This window comes from Cobetia sp. D5 (assembly GCF_035666195.1).
In the GTDB taxonomy this organism is placed as follows: domain Bacteria; phylum Pseudomonadota; class Gammaproteobacteria; order Pseudomonadales; family Halomonadaceae; genus Cobetia; species Cobetia amphilecti.
The window spans coordinates 2733597-2753835 of sequence record NZ_CP142020.1 but is presented as its reverse complement, the minus strand read 5'-3'; the positions used below and the strand labels follow the sequence as shown (position 1 = coordinate 2753835).

Sequence of the window (20239 nt, the reverse complement as noted above, 5' to 3'; positions counted from 1 at the left end):
CGGGGGCTTTGCGGTTCAGGCCAGGTGGCGCAGGCGCTGATTACAGCGAGCTGATGCGCAGCACCGGCTTGACGGTCAGGCCTGATTTCGAATCCGCGAAGGCCTGTTCGATGTCATCGAAGTCATACATCTGGATCAGCTTGTCGAAGGGGAAGCGGCCTTCCTTGTAGTAGCCGACCAGGCGCGGGATGAAGACGCGCGGCACGGCGTCGCCTTCGATCACGCCGATCATCGACTTGCCTTCCGCCATCAGGTCGTGGTGCACGTCCAGGGTCACATCGTGGGTCAGGCCGACGATGGCAGAGGTGCCCAGCGGACGCAGTACCTGCAGGGAGCTGCGTACCAGCATCGGCACGCCGGTGGTCTCGAGGGAGAATTCGCTGCCGCCATCGGTGATGCGCTTGATCTCGCCGACCAGGTCCTCGGTCTTGCCGTTGACGCTATGGGTCGCGCCCAGCTCATGGGCCAGTTCAAGACGGCTCTCGTGCAGGTCGACCGCGATGATGTTCTTGCAGCCGGCGATCTTGGCCGCCATCACGGCACTCAGGCCCACGGCGCCACAGCCGAACACGACGAGACTGTCACCGAAGCCCGGCTTGAGGCGATTGAGGATGGTGCCGGCGCCAGTCTGGATGCCGCAACCCAGCGGACCCAGCAGGGCGAGATCGACATCGCTGTCGACCTTGACGGCATTGCGCTCGCTGACCACGGCGTGAGTGGCGAAGGACGACTGGCCGAAGAAGGTGGCGACGTCATGGCCGTCACAGCTCAGACGCTTGCCGCCATCATCCATCACACCGCCGAAGTTGAGCTCACCGCCACGCTCGCAGACGGTCGGGTGTCCGGTCAGGCAGTGGCTGCAATGGCCACAGTGCGCGAAGGACAGCACCACATGGTCGCCCACTTCCATGTCGCGGACATTGTCACCGATCTGCTCGACCACGCCGGCTCCTTCATGGCCGAGCACGATCGGATAGGGGGCGATGCCCAGGTCGCGTGCGGCGGCATCGGTATGGCAGACCCCGGTGGCCACGACACGTACCAGAATCTCGTCTCCCTTGGGGGACGCGAGTTCGACGTCCTTGAGGTCGAAGGGCTGGCCTTGGGTGGCGGTGACGGCGGCGCGAATTTTCATGGTGTTGATCCCTTTGATGATCGAGTGATGGCGTTCTTCAGAGGCGTCCCGGGGCGGCGTGCCCTCCGGGACGGTTCTCTTGACTATTTCAGGGCTGTCTAGCCTCGTTCAGGACTGTCTAGCCTCGTTCAGGACTGTCCCAAGTCGCTCAGGGCTTCTGGGTCGTGACATGGGCAATCACGGACATGCCGATGCGTACCTTGTCGAAGTCGGGCTGGTTCGGGTCGAACACGATCTTGACCGGCATGCGCTGGGTGATCTTGGTGAAGTTGCCGGTGGCGTTCTCGCTGGCCACGGCCGAGAAGGCGCTGCTGGAGGCCGGTGCGATGCTGTCGACATGGCCAGTGAAGGTCTTGCCCGGCAGGCTATCCAGCGTCATCTCGACCGGTTGGCCCGGCTCCATCTCGGCCATCTGGGTCTCGAGATAGTTGGCGACGACATAGGCTTCCTTGTGCGGCACGATGGCCAGCAGCGAATCACCCGGTTGCACGTAGGCGCCGACACGCAGTGAGCGCTGGGTGACGATGCCGTCCTTCGGCGCACGAATGACGGTATAGCCGGTGTTCAGTTCCGCCTGCTCGAGCGCTGCACGTGAGCGTTCGACCTCGGCCAGGGCTTCCACGCGCTGGGCTTCAAGGACGCCGATCTGCTTTTCCGCCGAGCGCTGAGCCGCCTGGGCCTGCACGAGATTGGCTTCCCAGATGCCCTGCTGTTCATCGGCCTTTTCCTTGTCCTGCTGGGAGGCGGCGTTGGTCATGCGCAGGCTGCGGTAACGCTTGGCATCATTGCGCGCATAACGCAGCGAGGCCTGGGTGGACTTCACTTCGGCGATGGACTGCTGCACGACGGCGTGCTGACGCTCGATGTTGGCATCCAGGTCACCGACCGCTGCCTGCTGGGCGGCGAGGTCGGCCTGGGCGGAGTGCAGGGAGGCCTGGTAATCGCGGTCATCCAGCGTGGCCAGGATCTGGCCTTCCTTGACCACTTCGTTGTCTTCCACCAGCACCTTGTCGATCTGGCCCGCGACGCGTGTGGTCACCATCACGCTATCGGCGCGCACATAGGCATTGTTGGTGGCTTCGCGGCCATCGTGGCCCTTCCAGTAGAGGCCCGCGTAGGTCGCGACCAGCAGGAGCGCCAGAACGCTCAACAGTAGGGTGGTACGTGTCTTGTTCATGTCGGTGTCGTATCTCGTCGTCTATGTCGAAGAAGGGGGAAGTGGTTGAATCCTGGCTGGCGGGCAGCCGCCGGCTTTGTCTGTGTCTATGCCCCGGAGGGTTGTGCTTGAGGGGGCTGTGCTGGCGATGGCTCTGGTTGAGGTGCCGGCGCCGGCGCCGGTTGTGGCGGATAGGCGCGGATCGGAAGCACCATGACCAGTATCAGCAGCGCCACCACGAAGGGGATGATGGCGAGGTAGGCATCCGCATAGCTCATCACGGAGGCCTGCTCGGAGATGCGCGTGGTGATATCGCTTGCCGCATCGACCTGGATGAGTCCGGCGGGCTGATTGCCCTGCAGGCCGAGTGCTTCGCCCAGGCGGGTGGTGTGCAGGGCTTCACGCGTGACGAGGAAGCTTCCGTAGACCGTGGAGGCCACCACCGTGAACAGGGCGCGCAGCGAGTTGACCATCGCGGTGGCGAACGGCCCTTCCAGCGGGCTGAGTGCCCCGGTGGCATTCATCAGCAGCGGTACCACCACCATCGGCTGGCCCAGGGTGTTGAGCACCTCGATGAGATAGAAGTTGTCGCGATTCCAGTCGCTGGTGAGCTGCGAGCCCAGCAGGCAGCTGATCAGGATCAACACCAGGCCCGTGGCCATCACGTAGCGGCTGTCGACGCTCTTGCGGTTGATCAGTGTCGCCACCAGCGGTGCCAGCAGCAGCTGCGGCAGGGCCATGGTCAACATGACCGGGAACAGCTGCATGGGGCGATAGCCCTGCACTTCCCCCAGGAAGGCGGCGGGAATGGTGCCGGCGGCCAGGGTCAGGAACATGAAGGTACACAGGGTGATGATGCCGAAGGCAAAGTTGCGGCGTGCCAGCAGCTGCAGCTTGTAGAGCGGCATCGGGTGGAACCACTCATGGATCAGGAAGGTCACGAAGACCAGCCCGCCCGTGGTCAGCAGGGCGACGATCAACGGCGAGTTGCCCCAGTCGAGTCGCTCACCCTGGGTCATGCCGGCGACCAGCGCGCACAGGGCGGTGACGCCCAGCAGGGCACCGAGCCAGTCGAACTGCTTGCAGCGTTCCAGCTTGAGCGGGTCCTGCGGCAGGCCCCAGGAGACCAGCGCGGCGGCGAGAAGGCATACCGGCGCGGTTTCCCAGAACACCAGATTCCAGTCGCCCAGGTCGCCATAGAGAGCGGCCAGCGGTGCCGACAGATAAGGGCCGAAGGTGGCCGTCATCGCATAGGCCGACAGGCCATAGAGCTTGCTGTGCCACGGCAGGAAGCGCAGCGCCGACATCATCAGCAGCGGCAGGATGCTGCCGGAGGCCAGGCCTTGGGCAACGCGCAGCCCCGCCATCAGCGGGAAGCTGTCGGCCAGGGGCACCAGCAGCGAGAACAGGGCCAGTGACAGGCAGGCACCGATCGCGAAGCGGCGCAGGCTGAAGGTGACGGCCAGCCAGCCGGCGAGCAGCATCATCGAGACTTCCGCCGCGCTGTAGATGGTGGTCAGCCAGCTGCCCTCATCGTGGGAGAAACCGAAGTGTCCGACCACATCCGTCAGGACGGTCTGCGTGACACGCTCTCCCACACCGGACATCAGCGATGCGAGCAGAATGCCCACAAGACCGAGTGCGAGTCGTAGATTGAAGGGTTGAGGAGCGGCCACTGTAGAGTTCCCGTTTTGAGGTGAAGCGCTAGACACCTTGGGTGTCTCGTTATGCGGTACACTGTACCACTTGGTGGTTTTGTTAGGCAAGTAGTTAGCTTGTTAAGGAGTTGTGTCTGTGTCCACAAGAGAAGGTAATGGCGTGCAGGTCGTGGCCAGAGTGGCGGCGATTCTCAAGAGTCTGGAAGGCAGTGAGCAGGGCATGAGCCTGGGGGAGATCGCCGCCAGGAACGATCTGCCGCGCTCGACCGTCAAGCGGCTGGTCGATGCGCTGGCCCAGGAAGACCTGCTGGAAATCCACGGCCATGGCGGGATACGGCTCGGCTCTGCGCTGATGCGGCTGGCGCGCCATAGCCAGCTCGATATCACCACGCATGCCAAGTCGTTTCTGGAGGCGTTGAGCGGCACCACCGAGGAAACGGTGGTGCTCTGCAGTCTGAGCGGCAACGAGCTGCTGATACTGCACTCGGTGTTGTCGCCGCTGCCGCTGCGGGTATCACCGATGGCCGGCAATTTCCTGTCATTGCATGCGACAGCCAGCGGCAAGGTGCTGCTGTCGCATCTCGAGGATGAGCAGGTGGAGCGCCTGCTGGGCACGGAACTCACGGCCTACACAAACAACACCCTTGCGATGCCGGCACTGCTGACGCAACTGGCCGAGGTGCGTCGCACCGGCATCGGCCATGACGAGAATGAGCATATGCAGGGAGTTGGCGCGATCGGAATCGGCCTGGAAACCAGCCAGGGCCATTACTCCGTGTCCGTGGTCGGCCCCTCGTGGCGCATCAGCGAGCGCAGGGCGGAGATTCAGGCCGCGCTGCAGGCGACCCGTGACGAGATGCTCAAGGCCTTTCGTTCACTCAAGTGAGCGCGTCCCGCCAAGGCGGCAACGCTGCCGTGTGCGGCGGCTGATCGAATGGCGAGATAGTGGAGAGGGCGAACAGGAAGGCAGGCACAGCAACGCCGCTCACCCGAATGGGCGAGCGGCGTTTATTTACTAGGCAGCACTCAGAGACAGAGCTGAGAAACTGAGTTTGGAAAGAGAGTCTAGCAAGAGAGCTCAGAGGCCAGTGCTCGCTCAGGCCTCTCTGGCCGCGATCAGTTGGTCCGCCAGGGTCATCAGCTCCGCGGCGATGAAGTCCGGGGTCGGCACATTCTCGGCGGGCAGCACGGCATTGTGTGGGCGCGTCAGCAGGGCGCCCTGCATGCCGGCAGCCTGGGCACCGATGGTGTCCCACACATGGCAGGCGATCATGCACATGTCGCCCAGTTCGACCTCGAGCTGCTCGGCGACATGCTGATAGGTGGCCGGCGCCGGCTTGAACTGCTTGACGCTATCGACGCTGAAGTGCTGCTCGAAGGCCTCGCTGATACCGGCCTTCTCCAGCGGCGTCGGGGAGGCGCCTGCGGGGGAATTGGTCAGCGTCACCAGACGAAAACCGGCCTGCTTGAGGCGCTCAAGCGCCGGGGCGACATCGGGATGGGCCGGCATCTCGGCCATGCGCGACTTGAGCTCATCGATATCGCCATCCGCGAGTCTGACCTGATGGATGTCGGCGACCATCTTGAGGGCGCCCACGCCGAGCACACCGAAGGGGGTATAGCGTTGTGAGAGCGTCATGGTCTGCGAGTACAGCACCAGCTGTGCGAACCATTCGCGCAACACGCTTTCATCACCGAACACGCGTGAGAACAACGGCGAGAGAGTGGTGATGTCGAGCAGTGTCTCGTTGACGTCGAATACCAGTACGTCGGGAAAGGTCGTGTCAGACATGATGACTCCTGGGGTGATATTTCAGACATGCAGTGGGCGCGAAGCGAGGTAGCAGGTCGACGGGTAGCGTCAGCGGATCAGCGCCAAGGAATCAGCGCTGGCAAGCCCGCGTCACTTTCTTCATGACGCAAGACTACCCGTTGTTGAGCGATTGCTCAAATGGTGGCCGTTGGCAGTGTGATGACGCCGGTCAGAGGTCTGGAATGGCAGCGACAGCCTCAGCGCCTGACGGCGCTCGATATTTTCATGATCAAATGTTGTACAAACATTGAATTTACGCCATATTGCGTCGCAGAAGGGCTGAGAAAACCAAGAAAACAGCAGGGGTAAGGGACAATGAGCAATATCGCTATCTGGATGGGGCTTGGCTTGGCCGTCACCTTTGTGCTGTTGGCGACTGGCGTCTTTGACAAGCTACTGACCCGCATCGAGCAAGATGATTCGGCGCGCAAGATGAAATGATCTACTGGCGGTGACAGCCGAAGGGATTCACGTAAAACCCGCCCTCCAGGGTGGGTTTTTTCATGCCCGTTTGGCGACAGAGCCTGCAGGGCAAGCGCGCTTTACGGTTTCGCGAATCTGAAGCCGGCACGCCATCGGTCAGCGAATGTAGTCTTGCGTATCGCTGTGTAATCATGGAGAAGTGATTTGCTATCGGGGTGTTCGTCGCGGCCATGATGTTTCGCGAGTCGCGATGAGATCAACGTGCTGAACACGCCAGCAAGTTACCACTGGTTAACGTTTCGAGAAATGTCGCCCGCAAGAGAGAGTTGTACAGATATCACATCATGGATAGTGTGAGTTCAGCGGGTTTTACAGAGTATGAGGGATGTTCACACCCGTAATGGTTACCTGAACGCGTGTGATCATTGCCGTGAATTCAATCAGTGTGGCTCCAGGGAATCGAATCATGGATGAGAAAGCCAACGCTGTTCTGTCCTGCCCGGTATGTAACTGCCTGAGCATGGATTACCAATATCATGAGCGCTCTGATGATTACCTGGTGCACTGTGGTGAGTGTGCCGAGTTCATCGGCACCTGGTCGTTGTTGCAGCGTGAGCTTGCAGTGCAGAAGGCACGGATTGCCTTGCTCAGTCCGGAACTCGCCAGTCAGAGTCTTTACCGTCGTGTGCGCAGCATGCCCGTCATCCACTGAGGCGTGAGCGGGTGGGCTTTCGCTGAGCTGCCCCGGCAACGGTCATCGTGTGTTGCTCTCGAAATTCCTGTCGGGATGTCTCGAGCATGAATGTCAGATACAGCAAGGCCCCGCCATGGCGGGGCCTTGCTGTATCTGGCGTCTGCGGCCGTGCTCAGTTCTGGTAGGCACCGGCGGCGTAGGTCATCTCATAGCTGTGGCTATAGACTTCCAGGATGTTGCCGAACGGGTCTTCCATGTAGACCATGCGGAACGGCTTCTCACCCGGGAAGTACTCGCGTACCGGCATGCGCTGCTTGCCGCCGGCGGCGACGATGCGCTCGGCCAGACCTTCGACGTCCGGGTCCTGGACGCAGAAGTGGAAGATGCCGGTCTTCCAGTACTCGAAGTTGTTTTCCGGCGTCTCGTGGTTCGGGAATTCGAAGATCTCGACACCGATACGGTCGCCGGTGGACAGGTGGGCGATGCGGAAGCTGCCCCAGCCCGGACCGAAGACATCGCTGCACATCACGCCGATGGCGGAGTCATCTTCGGTGATGGTGGTCGGTTCCATCACCACGTACCAGCCCAGCACTTCGGTGTAGAACTTGACTGCGGCTTCCACATCACCGACGGACAGGCCGATGTGGGAGAAGGTGCGCGGATACGGTGTGTTCTTTTCGTTGCTCATGAGTCACCTCGATATGTGAGTCGTGAAGGAAATGGCTCGGTCACTGCCTGCGTGACGTTGGAAGCCATCTTGGGCGTCATGAGCAATAATGAAAACTACGTAGCAGTTATGATAATGATAAGACTTGCTTATGGTGATGTGGGTTCACCGTCGCAGTCTTGCTGATGCCACCTCCCTGACGCTGACTTCCTGATTCTGTCCCCTGACTCTGCCCCCTGATTCTTCCAGCCCCCAGGAGCTTGAATGCTGCAACCCCAATGGCTACGCACCTTTCGCACTCTGGTGAGTGTCGGCAACTTCACGCGCACCGCGGAGCGGCTCGATCTGACCCAGGCCGCCGTCAGTCAGCATGTGCGCCAGCTGGAAACCCGACTTGGCACGCTGTTGATCCGTCATCCGCGCAAGATCGAACTGACGCCGGCCGGCCATGCACTGCTGGATTTCGCGCGTGAGATGGAAACAGCCGAGCAGCGCCTGGCCCAGCGCCTGGCGGGAAATGAAGACAGTCATGGCGACATTCGGTTGATCACGCCGGGCAGCATTGGCCTGGCGATCTATCCGCGCTTGCTGGCGCTTCAGCAGGAGTCGCCGGGCCTCAATGTCCACCATCGCTTCGCGCCGACGCGCGAGGTGGTGGAGGCCGTGCTGGAGAATCGCTTCGAATTGGGGATCGTCACGCTCAAGCCTGATGACCCGCGCCTGAGCGTGACGGAGTGGGCGCGTGAGCCCCTTGAGCTGGTGGTGCCGGCGGGAGTCGAGATCCATGACTGGGGGGATCTCGAGACATTGGGCTTCATCGACCACCCGGATGGTCAGGACATGGCCTCGCGCCTGTTGAGTCGGCGCTTCCCGGGCAATCCGGGCATCAGCTCACTGCCGCGCAGTGGCTCCACCAACCAGATCAGCCTGATTCTGGAGCCGGTCGCCCGCGGGCTGGGCTTCAGCGTCGTGCCGCGCCATGCCCGCGAGGCCTTCCCCGAGCATCAGGCCATCCGGGTGGTGCCACCGCCTGAGGGCAGCACGGAGGTGGTCGATACCCTGTGGTTGCTCACGCGAGCGGAATGGCCGCTCTCGGCGCGCGCCAGACGGGTGTTGGAGTATCTGAAGGTGTCGCTGTAGCGCGCCGAGGCATTGACGCTCAGACCTCGGCGCTCAGACCTCGACGTCGGGCATCAGCGCTCAGACCTCGACACTCAGGCAGCGACGCCGGGCATCAGCGCACTGATCAGCTTATGGAGCAGTTCATGAAACAGTTCATGGAGCAGCTTACGGCTGGCTCAGCGCGTAGACCTGTGCCGTCAGGGTGCTGCCATCTTCCAGCGTGACCGTGGCCGGCTGGCGAAGGTATTCGCTGCCTTCGAAATCATCCAGCGCCTGCCAGTGAACGGCCAGGTTGTCGGAGGAGAAGACGTGACCGCGGATGGTGTCGCCCGCCTCATCCAGTCTCAGCCCCGGAAAGCCCATCTCAGCCCCCCAGCCAGCTGCCTCAAGGCGGCCCTTGAGGGTGCCGGGTGTCCAGCTGCCGCCAATGTCGAGCATGACGTGTTCGTTGGGGCCGCCCGGGCCGAGGGTGCCGTAGATGAATAGATGCTGCATGGGAGTCTCTGTCGTTCGTCGGGGGAGAAGCCTGTCTCGGCGGCGCGCGCCGGACGGAGCGAGGGCTTGCGGCAACTCATGGCTGCCTTGTGGTAGGCCCCGGAATCTCGAGGCCGGAAAATTCGCGTGTCAGCCAGCGGGTGATTGGTTGGATCACGGCGCTGTTGGGATGGCGGACACTCATGCGATAGCCGTGGCGGTCCCGCGAGATATGCGGCGTCAGGGCGATCAGCGAGCCGTTGTCGAGCAGGTCCTGGATGACGTGGCTCCAGCCCAGCGCGACGCCCTGATGATTGACGGCGGCATTGAGCGTCAGCGGGAAGTTGTTGTAGGGGAAGGCCTTGTCGAGGCGCGGCACCGGCAGTCCCGCATGGCGACACCAGGTGGCCCAGTCCAGCCAGCGGGTATCGCGCATGTCCAGGTGCAGTAGGGTGATACGCGACAGCGCCTCGGCGTCCAGCCCCTTCTCGAGCCCATGACGCTGGGCGTAGTCCGGGGAGCAGACCGGGAAGGCGCGCTCCGCGACCACCAGCGTATCGCGATGATCGCCCGTCAGCGGCGGGCCGAAGCGGATCGCGATGTCGGCCTGCTGCATCTGCGGGTCTTCATCGCGATCGATCGGCAGCAGCGTGAAGTGGCAGTCGGGGAAGTCCTGCTCCAGCCGCTCCAGACGCGGGCGCAGCCAGACATGCGCAAAACCGGCGCCCGCGGCGATGGTGATGCGCGGGGTCGGCTTGTGCACCTTGCGGCGTGCTTCCGTGACGGCGCTGCATACCTTGCCAAGCCCGCCTGCCAGTTCGGCATGGAAGCTCTCGCCGTAGTGGTTGAGGATCAGCCGGCCGCCCTGGCGATCGAACAGCGGATGGCCCAGGTGCTCCTCCAGCGCGCGGATGCGCTGGGAGATGGTGGGCTGGGTGGTATCCAGCTCACTGGCGGCGGCCGTCATCGACCCCAGACGGACCGTCACGTCAAAGGCGACCAGCCCGCGCAGGGAGGGCAGGTCATCCAGAGGGCTTGCGCTTTCCAGCGGCGGTGGGGAGCTTGTCTTTCGGGCCGGCACGAGAGTCCTCACTGTGATGCGCTGTCGCGGCGCTCCTGTCGTACTGTTTTGGCCTAGATGATGGCCTGGCTGATGGCTCGGGCGATTGCCTGAATGAGGCATGAGAAGGCATCAGCCAAGGATCACCGGATACGAACAGGAGTGCCGCCTTGTATAGGCGGCACTTATACGCGACGCAGCGAATGACATCAACGCTCAGCCCGGCGGATCAGGCCGTGAGGTCGCAACGGATCCTGACCAGCGTCGCATCGGATCCTGATCGACGCGCGGCTGATATCAGTCGGTGTCGCGCTCGGCAATCCGCGCATGCCAGGCGGCAATGCTCTCTTCGGGATACTCGGCGTGATGAGCATCACGCGCTTCGTGCGCGACTTCCACCCAGTTGGCCTTGCTGTCGAGCATGATGTGGACATGTTCCGGCGGTACGGGCAGCGGGGTGTCGATCGCCCCCGCCTGAGGGTGGATCAGCTCCGGCCAGCGGGCATCGTAGAGCCACAGTGCACTGCCGCAGTGCTTGCAGAAGTGGCGTTCCGCCGGACTTTCGACCCCGTCGGTCACCGCGTGATAGATGGAGAGATTGTCCCGGCCTTCCACCTTCAGGGTGTTGGCATCGCCCGCCAGATTGATCGCGTAGCCACCGCTGCCCGCCGTCTTGCGACAGATCGAGCAATAGCAGCGCTGATACGGATAGGGGTGCGGCGATTCGAGCTGGAATGTGACGGCCTTGCAGTGGCAGGAACCTTCAAGCTGCATGAGGAATCTCCCTTGTGATGCATGAATGAGGACGCTGGCGCTGACTGGCCATGCATCGCCTGAAGGGCAATGTTACTCCATCCGGGCGCAAGGCGGCGGGCCGTCATTCATCACTTGCCACGATCCATCCATCTCTTGCCACGAGCCAGCAATCGCTATCCGTGCCGCGCGTGAGTCTCACTGCGGCAGGGCGTAGACATAGGCCTCGAGTTCACGATTGTCATCGAGAATGACGGTGGTGACGGTGCGCTGATAGATGGGACCCTCGAAGTCATCGAGGGCATCCCAATGCTCGGGCAATTGCGCCGAGGAGAACACGTGGCCGCGTATCACTTGGCCCGTGTTGTCGACGACCAGCCCCGGGAAGTTGTGCTCATCGCCGTGATCGGTGTTTTCCAGTCGGCCGCGTAGATAGGCCGAGCTCCATTCGCCATCGATATTGGCGATGACATGTTCGTTGAGGCCGCCGGGGCCCAGTGGACCGTAGATGAAGAGATGTTCCATGCGTCTGCCTGTCGGGTTGGGGAAGGGGGGATGATCCGCGAGGGAAAGACGGCCGTATCGGCACCGTCTTCATTGACGCTGACGTTAGCCAATGATGATGAAGGTTGAGTGGCGAGGTTCAACCCCTTGGTGACGTGGAGCACTCAACGCAACGCCCACAAACCAGATTGCCCCCACTGGGCGGGCCAGTGAGGGCAATGGTCAAGCGGGGGAGCGGAGCAGGTCAGGCGCGTTTCACGCCCCCGCCTTCACACGCTCAGACGCGGCTGTCGAAACCGCCGGCCGGCTCTTCGCCGATCACGTCCGGATCGAAGGGCTTGCGCGCGAAGACGCGACGCAGTGCCGGTTCGAAGTGCTCCAGCGGCGGGGTCGGGTAGTCGGGATCGAAGGCCGCCTGATCATAACGCTCGCAGAAATCCACGCACTTCTGATACCAGGGATGGTCCTTGTAGATCTCGCGCTCGTTGCGGTCCTCGCCGTAGAAGTGACCGTAGTAGAACTTCTGGAACAGGCCGTGGTGATGGATGATCCAGGTCACTTCGGCACGCACGTACGGGCGAATGATGGCGGCAGCCAGCTGCGAGTGATTGTAGGGCGCCAGCTCATCGCCGAGATCATGCAGCAGGGTGGCGACGACCAGGTCGTCATCGGCGCCATCGGCCTCGGCGCGCGCCGCTGACTGCAGGGAATGCTCCAGACGGCTGACCTTGTAGCCGCTCAGGCCATCATCGAGCTTGCGCAGGGCAAGCTTGAGGCGCTCCACCAGCCCTTCATTGAACTGATCTTCAAGACGCTCGAGCAACGCATAGTCTTCTGCGGTGCCGTCCTTCATCTGGGTGAATGAAACCTGATCCATTACGCCATTTCCTCACGGTTTTCTTGTTGTGCCTGCTGCTGACGCTGACGCATCAGGGTCGTGGCGAAGCGCTCACGCGGGCCATCGCTATCCATGTAGCAGCCCTGCAGGTGGCGGTGCCCCTCATTGGTGTCGAACGCCGTACGGCCATGCAGCACGCGGGTGTTGTCGAACATCATCAGCTCTCCGGATTCGAGTTGGAAGCGAATCTCGTTGGCTGGGTCCTGGAACAGCTGCCCCAGACGCTGGCGGGCCTGATGGTAGCGGCGAGTGTTTTCCAGCGACATGTGCGGCAGATGATCGAGGCGCGGGCTGTAGTTGACGCCGATGGGCTCACCATCGGAATTCTCGCGAATCACGCAGCGACGCGTGGTCAGCTCGGTACCGGCGTCCAGGAAGCGGAAGCCGACCGGCGTGGTGCGCAGCAGTTCATAGCCTTCCGGCATCTCGGCCTTGAGCTGCTTGAGCGCATTGAGGCTGTCGACCAGCGTGGACAGGCCACCGGTGGTCTCATTGACCAGGCAGTGCAGCATCTGGATGCCCGGCACCGGATCACGATACGGGTTGTCGGTGTGCGGCCCGAGCGCCACGCTGCGGTAGGCCAGGTCATTGCCCGTCGGGCGCGAGTACACCTCGAAGTAGCTGCCGAAGTTGGTGTCCTTCACGTAGCCGAAGTGACCGGCCACTTCCAGAATGCGTTCCGGGTCGGTCGGCACGTTCTGCACGATGATGTAGCCAAAGCGCAGATAGGCCTTCAATGCCTTCTGGAAGTCCTCATTGTTGCCCATCTTCTCCCAGTCGACGCGCTGCGCCTGCTGATCGATGCTCGCATCCCAGCTCTCGGGCTTGGGGAACGGCGTGATGCCCTGCAGTTCATGCGCCAGCATGGTGAGGTCATACACCTCGCAATGCCCGTCACTGAAGGTGAATTCCACGTGCGTCTCGTCGACCGGGCGCGCCGCGGTCAGCTCGAGGTTGACGTCGATGGCATGCGAATCGAACAGACGCTGGGTGGTCACTTCATCGAGCTGCTCCGGGTCCTGGGTGCGCTCGCGCAGCCACAGCGGGCTGACCGGCTCCAGGCCTTCGGCGGTGATCAGGTTCAGTGACAGCGGTGACTCGCTCAGGGTCAGCGGCAGCGCGTCGGACAGGGCATTGGTCAGGGACATGCAGGCATCTCTCCATTAGCACGGTTGTATATCGTGGCCATTATGGGAGCGAGGCATGGGACCTAAGTAGGGGGTGAGTGTTATCGGAGGGTATGCATTTTTCTTATGGGGTGGATAGAACCCGAGAAAATGACCCGTGATGCGTACTGGTAAATTGATACAAGGATTCAGTGATGCTCACTTCGAGTAGTTGCAGGGCCTGAATTCAAGCAATAAGCGCAGCACCTGCGGTATCTAGGTTCTGTACGAAAAGTCGGCTCGTAGACAGCGCCGTATGCAAGCTACGCATACCATCGCATAAAAGCTACGGGCCAACTTCTCATATCGCGTCGCAATACGACGGAACTCTCTCAGCCAACTGAAAGAGCGCTCCACGATATTTCGCTGACGGTACATGGGTTTATCGAAACCCCGTAAGAGACCTGGCCGGGGTTTCCGCTTCATCTTTCGTTGCGCGATGATCGGCTTGATTCGAACGCGGTCGCAGTAACGGCGCAACTCATCACTGTCATAGCCCTTGTCTGCCACGATGTAGCGGCAACGCTTTCGTGGCCGGCCACGACTCCCCGGTAGATGAACCTTTTCCAGAGTGGGCATGAAGTACCGCGTATCCGATTCTTGCCCCGCCGACAGCCTGAAGTCGATGGGCCAACCAAAGCGATCACAGATCAAATGGATTTTGGTCGTGATACCGCCACGACTCCGGCCCAACGCATGGTCTAAAGGTGCTTCGGATCCCCCTTTTTGCCTCCACCAGCGGAGGCGCGTGTTGCACGAACGGCGGTTGAGTCGATCATCCAGGTCTCGAGATCCATCAGGCCATCTTCGCGAAGCCGCAGTTGAAGTCGCGACAAGACTGCCTCAAAGGTACCGTCATCACGCCATTGTCGAAACCTGGCGTAGACAGTGCTCCAAGGGCCATAACGTTCGGGGAGGTCACGCCACTTAGCGCCAGAGCAGAGGGCCCAAAAGATGCCGTTCAGCATCTGTCTGTCGTCTTTCCTGGGCCTGCCCATCGATTGAGCCTGTGAGACAATGTCCTCGATCAACTGCCATTGGCTATCCGAGATTTCGTAGCGTCCTGTCATACCGCACCTATGCTGGATGTGCATGGGTCACATTAGCAAAAATGACTTTTCGTACAAAACCTAGGCCTCCTGAGTATTTTCCTAGAAACTTACTTCGGTCAGAATTAATGTAATCCCCCTTATTTTATGTGCTTACTTAAATCAATCACTTGCTATAGGGCAATAGGTGCGAAATCGCACTTTGTTGTCATATGGTAAGCCATTCTAGGGGTCAGCGTTTCTTGTCATTCAGCAAAAATTACCCAATTTCTGATGACTATCAACAGGTTGTGAGGGTGGGCTGGCCAGGCGGTCTACCCTAGGGGGCTGGCCGGAAATTTCCGCGTACGAGCGGCTGTTGAGGCCTATCGGAGGAGGGGAGGTTCCGCTTCATCATAACGCACCATGAGGTGGAAATGGAAATAATACAATGAGATTTTCATGTATTATCATAGCGTTATTTGCGGTTTTTCGTATGAGTCATACAGGGCAGTCACCTCCCTATAATACGGAGGAATTATCGTTATCCCTCTTTTCTCAGCGACAATCGAGTAGGTACCTGCTTGGCCGCGGATTCTGAGTGCAACACCTGAGTTTCCCTGTAAAGTATTGCGCTCATACCATACTCATAACTCAGCGTTACCGATCGTGCCACTATCCATGTTTGTCTCTCTCAAGGGTTGAGCCTTCGAGATATTGCTCGATGCCTGAGTCGTTTCCATTTCACTATCGCCGCGAAATTCGCCGAAATAGTGAGTCGGGCAAAGACTACCTGGCTGAACGCGCGCAAGCGTCGCGACTCAAGCATCGGTGTTTTTTCTCGCCTATGTAAAAGCTATCCATCGATAGCGAGCGATTCAGGCCTGTCGATTACCTTCTTCGTAGCTACTTGTCTCCAGAGTAGATCGCTGACAAGCTTCGATACATTAACCTACCCAAACTTGAAGACACCTACTTCTGTCGCGAGACGATTTTATACTGACATCAACGCGCTGCCGGTTGGGCAACTGCACAAAGAGCTCATTCATTGTCTGCGGCACGGAAATAGTATGCGTGAGCCTCTTCGTGGTGTGAAGGACCGGCGAGGGCAGATCCCGAAATGGTCAGTATTCACCTCCGCCCGCCCGAGGTGGAAAAGCGCGAAACGCCAAGGCATTAGGAAGGCGATATGATCAAGGGAAAAGGCAATGCCTCAGAGGTTGGCACTCTTGTAGAGCTCAGCAGCGGATACTTGAAACTGGCAATATGCATGATGCTACTGCGACTTCAACCGTAGAAGGCTTCAGCGCTGCTCTGAACAGAAAGTCGTTGGCAGCACGAAAAACTTTGACGTATGGCCTCGGGCATGAAATGGCCAAGCACACTGCTATCACGCAAAATACTGGCGTCGTCATCTAATTCTGTGATTCTCATGGTTCTTGGCAATGAGGCAGCAAGGAGAATATCAATGGCTTGATTTGCCAGTATCTTCGCAAGGGTACGGACCTGTCACTGACCAGTCAGGAAGAGGTGTTGATTGCGGCACGCGAATTCCTACGTTCCGGCTTGGATGATCTGTTAATCGTGGCACGTGAGTTCCTCAATCCGCGGTTGTCTCGCTCCGACCTGCATCGCATGCTCAAACGGTGCGAGGTGCCGACACTGGCGGAACTGGCTCGACAAGACGCCGGCGATAACGAGAAACCCAGACACAAGCCCTTCAAGGACTCCGAGCCGGGCTTCATACATATCGATATTAAGCACCTCAGATGCTCGACGAGGAGCAAAAACGCTTCCTGTACGTCGCTATCGTTCGTGCCACGCGGTGGGTCTATATAGAGGTCAGACATAGCCAGTCCGCGAAGGATTCGCGGGCGTTCATGAAGCGGATGGACGAGAAGTCTCCTTTCATGACCCAGAAGTGCTCACCGACAACGGTAAATCGTTTACCGATCGTTTCACTCGGGCGGGTGAGCGCAAGCCCAGTGGGCGACACCCCTTTGTCCAGAAGTGCCAAGCCATGGTAACGAATACTGCCTGATCAAGCCGGACAGGCCACAGACGAACGGCATGGTGGGGTGCTTCAACAGCCGTATCAGCAATATGCTAGCGACTCGATACTATGTCTCAGGCGAGGACCAAGAGCAGACGCTTAAACGCTACTCTTGGCTGTACAATTACTACATCTCGCAGAAAGCACTGCACCATCAGTCGCCGATCGCAGCGATGCTGGAGTAGCAGATCAAGTGGCCTGAGTTATTTACCAAGCGAGAGGTCTACCACGCGGGACCCGACATCCACCTTTTATTTAAAATATTTCCTCTTTAATAGCTCTATCTCTAAAGCAAGATGATCTGTCCGGTTAATAAATTGTCTTAATTTTTTGTTAAGTTTTTTCTTATCTTCTTGATTGTATTTTACAATCTTTTCTTCATCTTCAATACATGCATTATTGTGCAATTCTTTTTCAGGTCTAATAATAAATTCACAGCTTATAGTGTGTGTTTTAGATTTTTTTTCTATAGTCTTCTTGCCTTTTATTGCCATAAAAGCTATGTCTGTTTTAAAAGAAATGCTATATTTTTCATATTCATCAGTCATGGCTATCGCATTGTCAAAAATTTTAGAGTTGGTTTTTGGGTTTAAAGATTCTATTTGATAATCATGAGAAATTGATGTTCTCAATCTTCTTCATCATTTCAGCAGTTACATTGTCTATTCTTCTGCAAGCAACATAGCTATTGCGCATCTCTCTTAGAGATAGCTTGGTTGCCATTGTTTTTTTTATTGATTCACTAAATGGAATATTATTCTCGAAAGTGGAATATTTATGCTGAATAACCAATTCTTTCATGGGTTCTATATATTCAGCCTGATCTTTTTTGTAATTCATAAAAAAGATTCCAAGTGATTTTGGAGATTTCCCAAATTGAGAATTTATTTTTTTTATAGAATCTTCAATCGTAAAGAAACACAGAACAGAAAATATGTCTGGGCTAGAAGGGGTTATAATGTAGTCCGCCATTAAAAGCGCCGCATTATATTTGTCCCCTTGACCAGGTGAAGTATCAATAAGGATATAGTCATAGTTTCCTTGATATGCTAATTGACGAATTTTTTTGTAGCTGCTTGATATATCTTGACGTTGACTGTTATCGAGATATAGACCTCTTTGTGGTTCTCCAGCTATAAAATCGATGCCGGGCTTATATATTTTAGGTCGTGGTAATTTATTACCTTTCCCTATAAGGTTAGAGATATCAAATTCCTTCTCTAGGTCAGTACACATTTTTTGATGACAATCGTGCTTTTTTAGGAATAAGAAGCTTAGATCACAATCATCACTGAGATCAACGCAAAGTACACGTTGAGGTTTGTTGCTTTTTCCATCACCAGTAGAGGGTTCCGAAAGTCGATGGGCCATATGCCAGCAAAGAACTGTTCTACCTACGCCGCCCTTAGCGTTCGCTATCGTGATTATATGTGCCATTTTTTACCTATTTCGTAGTTGATATTATTTTTAATTATTAAGTGAATTTGAATGTATTAGTTTATTTTAGCTCTTTATAAATTGCTTTTTCAGACTTTTTAGTACATCGATCTAGAGCGATAGAGTATTTGTAGCACAATCCATTCGAGGAAATAAAGCGCTTTTTCAAGGTGAGATGCGGGAGGAAATATTGATAAGGCGGTGGCAGTGCTAGTTAAGATCTCAACGAAGCCTCTAAAAGCAAAGCATGTTCTTTTTATTATTCGTTCTCGATATCTTTTGCGCATGATTTTCTGTAATTCACTGTGTTTTTTTATTGATTGTTAAGTGGGTGATTGTTTGTAATTTTAGTGAAGCATTAGGAAGCAAATGATCGATATGATTGGAGTGCGGTGGGTTTTCGAAGGAAGAATATATGGGTTAATATTGCGTTAACTATTGATTTTATTGATTTTTTTATATAATTTTTCTTATCTTTTTCATGATTTTTGAGAGATCATTTGATTAATATTCTTCTAATTTATACATGTTTTGTATTTATTTTTTTGCGACTATTTTTTATTTTTTTTCTACGTGGATGTTGTGATATTTCTTGTTATTAGATGCGTTTTTTCTAATTCTTTGGTTTTTTGAGACCTTGGTATAGGTTGCCTCAGATACCCTTAAAGAGGGCCAAGAAAAGGGAGTAAATGGTAGGGTGAACTTTGAAACTTGGATTCATAGAATAACCGCAGCACTTTGGGTCGCACGGTAGAGGCAGGAGGGCCAGCGCCGGTACCCTTCTCGGCTCACCGACCAAAGTGAAGCAGAGTATGGAATACCGACCGCTGACCCAGACCCAGCGATACCAGATCCACGCCCGTTATGACTTGGGCATGAGCCGGCGCCAGATCGGCAGGGAGCTGAACCTCCACAGCAGCACGATCAGCCGTGAAATTCGCCGTAACGCCATCGCTGATGGCTATGATCCCGAGCAGGCTTAGACACTCAGTGATCATCGGCGCCACACTGTTACCAAGTGGATAAAGCGCCTTCCAGGCATGATGGCCGCCGTTGCCGGGTGGCTACGTGAGGAGTGGAGCCCACAGCAAATCAGTGGCTTCATGGCGCCCTTGGCCGGCGTTAGTGTCAGTCATCAATGGATCTACCCCTTGATCTGGGACGACAAGGCACGGGGTGGTGACCTTTGGCGGCATCTCCGTCAGCCCAAACGCCGCAATAAGCACCGCACGCACGCCAATAGCGCCGGGTTGGGCAAGATCCCCAACCGAGTCGGTATCGAGCACCGCCCAGATGAGATTGATGACCGGCGCTTCATCGGTCGCTGGAAGGACCACAAGCAATCAGGCCTGGTCACGCTGGTCGAGCGTCGCAGTGGCTATTTACTGGCGGCACGACTGCCCAGGATCTCGGCCGAGTTGACGCAAGCAGCCATGATCCGCTTGTTGAAGCCGCGTCGGGGAGCGGTCCAGACGATCACACTGGACAATGGCTCGGAATTCGCTGGCCACGAAGCGGTGGCCAAGGCCGTGACGGCGGCGATGTACTTCTGCGATCCCTACTGCTCTGGACAGCGTGGGACCAACGAGAATACGAATGTCCTGATACGGCAGTACTTCCCCAAAGGAACGGATTTCCGCCAGGTCAGCAATGCAGAGCTACGCAAGGTGGTCGAAAAGCTGAATGACCGTCCTCGAAAGCGACTCGGTTACCGGGCACCGGCGCAGGTGTTTCTAGGGGAATACTCAGGAGGCCTGGATACCGCAGGTGCTGCGCTTATTGCTTGAATTCAGGAAAAAATGGGCGGCCTCACGTTCCAAGTGAAACCCTATTGAAGGGGGGGCGGACCGCCAACGGATTTTTTGAGCACCTCGGCCCAGACTTCCAGGAGGGTTCGCCAGTCCAGTGTCTGGCGAGGCCGTGTGTTCAGTGAGCCGGCGATCTCGTTGAGCTCTTGCTGGCTGTGGATGAAGAGATCCGTGCCCTTTGGCAGATACTGCCGCAACAGTTCGTTGGTGTTCTCGTTGGAACCTCGCTACCAGGGGCTATGCCGGTCAGCGAAGTAGATCGCCGTGACGGTCTTCTGGGGGGGCTCGGCATGTTTCACCATCTCTCTGCCTTGATCGTCGGTCATGGACAAGCGCAGCGATCGCGGTGCCTCCCTGAGATCACTGACCTGCCTATTTCTCAGGATATTT

General features: G+C 57.6%; 18 protein-coding genes and 4 pseudogenes. 7 read left to right on the top strand and 15 right to left on the bottom strand.

Features of this window, described 5'->3' with window-relative positions; genetic code table 11:
- Positions 1-40: 40 nt before the first annotated feature.
- The 3 genes from U0O11_RS11440 to U0O11_RS11430 all read right to left on the bottom strand — a co-directional run bounded on the left by U0O11_RS11440 (position 41) and on the right by U0O11_RS11430 (position 3967).
- Positions 41-1135: an NAD(P)-dependent alcohol dehydrogenase gene (locus U0O11_RS11440; RefSeq protein WP_279837317.1), complete on the bottom strand. Its 1095-nt coding sequence runs from the start codon at positions 1133-1135 to the stop codon at positions 41-43.
- Between the two features lie 148 nt (positions 1136-1283).
- Entirely contained in the window at positions 1284-2312 is a 1029-nt protein-coding gene (locus U0O11_RS11435; protein ID WP_324690116.1) for an HlyD family secretion protein, read from the bottom strand.
- Between the two features lie 86 nt (positions 2313-2398).
- Positions 2399-3967 (bottom strand): MFS transporter, encoded by a 1569-nt coding sequence (locus tag U0O11_RS11430; RefSeq protein WP_288986324.1) that lies wholly within the window; start codon positions 3965-3967, stop codon positions 2399-2401.
- A gap of 118 nt (positions 3968-4085) precedes the next feature.
- On the opposite strand from U0O11_RS11430, the gene U0O11_RS11425 reads away from it, so the two are divergent.
- Positions 4086-4835 (top strand): IclR family transcriptional regulator, encoded by a 750-nt coding sequence (locus U0O11_RS11425; protein ID WP_324690113.1) that lies wholly within the window; start codon positions 4086-4088, stop codon positions 4833-4835.
- A gap of 210 nt (positions 4836-5045) precedes the next feature.
- Here U0O11_RS11425 and U0O11_RS11420 read toward each other — a convergent pair whose 3' ends face one another.
- The gene (locus U0O11_RS11420; protein WP_324690111.1) at positions 5046-5741 is read right to left on the bottom strand and encodes a haloacid dehalogenase type II; all 696 of its coding nucleotides are present in this window, start codon (positions 5739-5741) and stop codon (positions 5046-5048) included.
- Positions 5742-6077: 336 nt separating this feature from the next.
- Here U0O11_RS11420 and U0O11_RS11415 point away from each other — a divergent pair, with 336 nt between their 5' ends.
- Positions 6078-6203 (top strand): hypothetical protein, encoded by a 126-nt coding sequence (locus U0O11_RS11415; RefSeq protein ID WP_263643033.1) that lies wholly within the window; start codon positions 6078-6080, stop codon positions 6201-6203.
- Positions 6204-6651: 448 nt separating this feature from the next.
- Positions 6652-6897, top strand: coding sequence for a hypothetical protein (locus tag U0O11_RS11410; protein ID WP_043333917.1), 246 nt, complete (start codon positions 6652-6654; stop codon positions 6895-6897).
- Positions 6898-7051: 154 nt separating this feature from the next.
- Here U0O11_RS11410 and U0O11_RS11405 read toward each other — a convergent pair whose 3' ends face one another.
- Entirely contained in the window at positions 7052-7567 is a 516-nt protein-coding gene (locus tag U0O11_RS11405) for a lactoylglutathione lyase family protein (RefSeq protein WP_043333918.1), read from the bottom strand.
- Positions 7568-7810: 243 nt separating this feature from the next.
- On the opposite strand from U0O11_RS11405, the gene U0O11_RS11400 reads away from it, so the two are divergent.
- On the top strand, positions 7811-8686 hold the full coding sequence (locus tag U0O11_RS11400) for a LysR family transcriptional regulator (RefSeq protein ID WP_248377390.1): 876 nt from the start codon (positions 7811-7813) through the stop codon (positions 8684-8686).
- Between the two features lie 147 nt (positions 8687-8833).
- Here the strand turns inward: U0O11_RS11400 and U0O11_RS11395 are convergent, their stop codons facing one another.
- From U0O11_RS11395 to U0O11_RS11365, 7 genes are all read right to left on the bottom strand, one after another.
- The gene (locus tag U0O11_RS11395; protein ID WP_324690107.1) at positions 8834-9163 is read right to left on the bottom strand and encodes a gamma-glutamylcyclotransferase family protein; all 330 of its coding nucleotides are present in this window, start codon (positions 9161-9163) and stop codon (positions 8834-8836) included.
- A gap of 76 nt (positions 9164-9239) precedes the next feature.
- Positions 9240-10223 carry a LysR substrate-binding domain-containing protein gene (locus U0O11_RS11390; protein WP_324690105.1) on the bottom strand — a complete coding sequence of 328 codons (984 nt, stop codon included), beginning with the start codon at positions 10221-10223 and terminating at the stop codon, positions 9240-9242.
- 276 nt (positions 10224-10499) lie between these two features.
- Complete coding sequence (locus tag U0O11_RS11385; RefSeq protein ID WP_324690103.1) at positions 10500-10976, bottom strand: GFA family protein; 477 nt, start codon at positions 10974-10976, stop codon at positions 10500-10502.
- A 177-nt stretch (positions 10977-11153) separates the two neighbouring features.
- Complete coding sequence (locus U0O11_RS11380) at positions 11154-11480, bottom strand: gamma-glutamylcyclotransferase family protein (protein WP_054556216.1); 327 nt, start codon at positions 11478-11480, stop codon at positions 11154-11156.
- A gap of 256 nt (positions 11481-11736) precedes the next feature.
- Entirely contained in the window at positions 11737-12336 is a 600-nt protein-coding gene (locus U0O11_RS11375; RefSeq protein ID WP_054556215.1) for an HD domain-containing protein, read from the bottom strand.
- Positions 12336-13505: a TauD/TfdA family dioxygenase gene (locus U0O11_RS11370; protein WP_054556214.1), complete on the bottom strand. Its 1170-nt coding sequence runs from the start codon at positions 13503-13505 to the stop codon at positions 12336-12338. The genes U0O11_RS11375 and U0O11_RS11370 overlap by 1 nt, the downstream gene beginning before the upstream one ends.
- Positions 13506-13739: 234 nt before the next feature.
- Positions 13740-14593 (bottom strand): IS5 family transposase gene (locus U0O11_RS11365; protein ID WP_324690099.1). Its coding sequence is split into 2 segments (ribosomal slippage): positions 13740-14233 and positions 14233-14593, totalling 855 coding nucleotides; the frame shifts between segments, so codons are not numbered across the junction.
- Between the two features lie 635 nt (positions 14594-15228).
- On the opposite strand from U0O11_RS11365, the pseudogene U0O11_RS11360 reads away from it, so the two are divergent.
- Together U0O11_RS11360 and U0O11_RS11355 are read left to right on the top strand one after the other, a co-directional pair.
- Positions 15229-16084, top strand: a pseudogene (locus U0O11_RS11360) (IS30 family transposase); the annotation flags it as partial.
- Positions 16061-16879: pseudogene (locus U0O11_RS11355) on the top strand (DDE-type integrase/transposase/recombinase); the annotation flags it as partial. The pseudogenes U0O11_RS11360 and U0O11_RS11355, both read left to right, overlap by 24 nt.
- On the opposite strand, the gene U0O11_RS11350 reads toward U0O11_RS11355, so the two are convergent.
- Positions 16856-17152 carry a hypothetical protein gene (locus U0O11_RS11350; protein ID WP_324690097.1) on the bottom strand — a complete coding sequence of 99 codons (297 nt, stop codon included), beginning with the start codon at positions 17150-17152 and terminating at the stop codon, positions 16856-16858. The pseudogene U0O11_RS11355 and the gene U0O11_RS11350 sit on opposite strands and share 24 nt — an antisense overlap.
- Before the next feature lie 61 nt (positions 17153-17213).
- A complete protein-coding gene (locus tag U0O11_RS11345; RefSeq protein WP_324690096.1) occupies positions 17214-18041 on the bottom strand; it encodes a ParA family protein in 828 nt (275 codons plus the stop codon).
- A gap of 812 nt (positions 18042-18853) precedes the next feature.
- On the opposite strand from U0O11_RS11345, the pseudogene U0O11_RS11335 reads away from it, so the two are divergent.
- Positions 18854-19828 (top strand): annotated as a pseudogene (locus U0O11_RS11335) (IS30 family transposase).
- A gap of 41 nt (positions 19829-19869) precedes the next feature.
- Here U0O11_RS11335 and U0O11_RS11330 read toward each other — a convergent pair.
- Positions 19870-20187 (bottom strand): annotated as a pseudogene (locus U0O11_RS11330) (IS30 family transposase); the annotation flags it as partial.
- Between the last annotated feature and the right edge of the window lie 52 nt (positions 20188-20239).

Excerpts from the sequence above, each read along its gene's own strand:
- U0O11_RS11440 (WP_279837317.1), bottom strand. The coding sequence starts at position 1,135 with ATGAAAATTCGCGCCGCCGTCACCGCCACCCAAGGCCAGCCCTTCGAC.
- U0O11_RS11435 (WP_324690116.1), bottom strand. The coding sequence starts at position 2,312 with ATGAACAAGACACGTACCACCCTACTGTTGAGCGTTCTGGCGCTCCTG.
- U0O11_RS11420 (WP_324690111.1), bottom strand. The coding sequence starts at position 5,741 with ATGTCTGACACGACCTTTCCCGACGTACTGGTATTCGACGTCAACGAG.
- U0O11_RS11415 (WP_263643033.1), top strand. The coding sequence starts at position 6,078 with ATGAGCAATATCGCTATCTGGATGGGGCTTGGCTTGGCCGTCACCTTT.
- U0O11_RS11410 (WP_043333917.1), top strand. The coding sequence starts at position 6,652 with ATGGATGAGAAAGCCAACGCTGTTCTGTCCTGCCCGGTATGTAACTGC.
- U0O11_RS11405 (WP_043333918.1), bottom strand. The coding sequence starts at position 7,567 with ATGAGCAACGAAAAGAACACACCGTATCCGCGCACCTTCTCCCACATC.
- U0O11_RS11400 (WP_248377390.1), top strand. The coding sequence starts at position 7,811 with ATGCTGCAACCCCAATGGCTACGCACCTTTCGCACTCTGGTGAGTGTC.
- U0O11_RS11395 (WP_324690107.1), bottom strand. The coding sequence starts at position 9,163 with ATGCAGCATCTATTCATCTACGGCACCCTCGGCCCGGGCGGCCCCAAC.
- U0O11_RS11385 (WP_324690103.1), bottom strand. The coding sequence starts at position 10,976 with ATGCAGCTTGAAGGTTCCTGCCACTGCAAGGCCGTCACATTCCAGCTC.
- U0O11_RS11380 (WP_054556216.1), bottom strand. The coding sequence starts at position 11,480 with ATGGAACATCTCTTCATCTACGGTCCACTGGGCCCCGGCGGCCTCAAC.
- U0O11_RS11375 (WP_054556215.1), bottom strand. The coding sequence starts at position 12,336 with ATGGATCAGGTTTCATTCACCCAGATGAAGGACGGCACCGCAGAAGAC.
- U0O11_RS11370 (WP_054556214.1), bottom strand. The coding sequence starts at position 13,505 with ATGTCCCTGACCAATGCCCTGTCCGACGCGCTGCCGCTGACCCTGAGC.
- U0O11_RS11350 (WP_324690097.1), bottom strand. The coding sequence starts at position 17,152 with ATGACTGATGAATATGAAAAATATAGCATTTCTTTTAAAACAGACATA.
- U0O11_RS11345 (WP_324690096.1), bottom strand. The coding sequence starts at position 18,041 with ATGGCACATATAATCACGATAGCGAACGCTAAGGGCGGCGTAGGTAGA.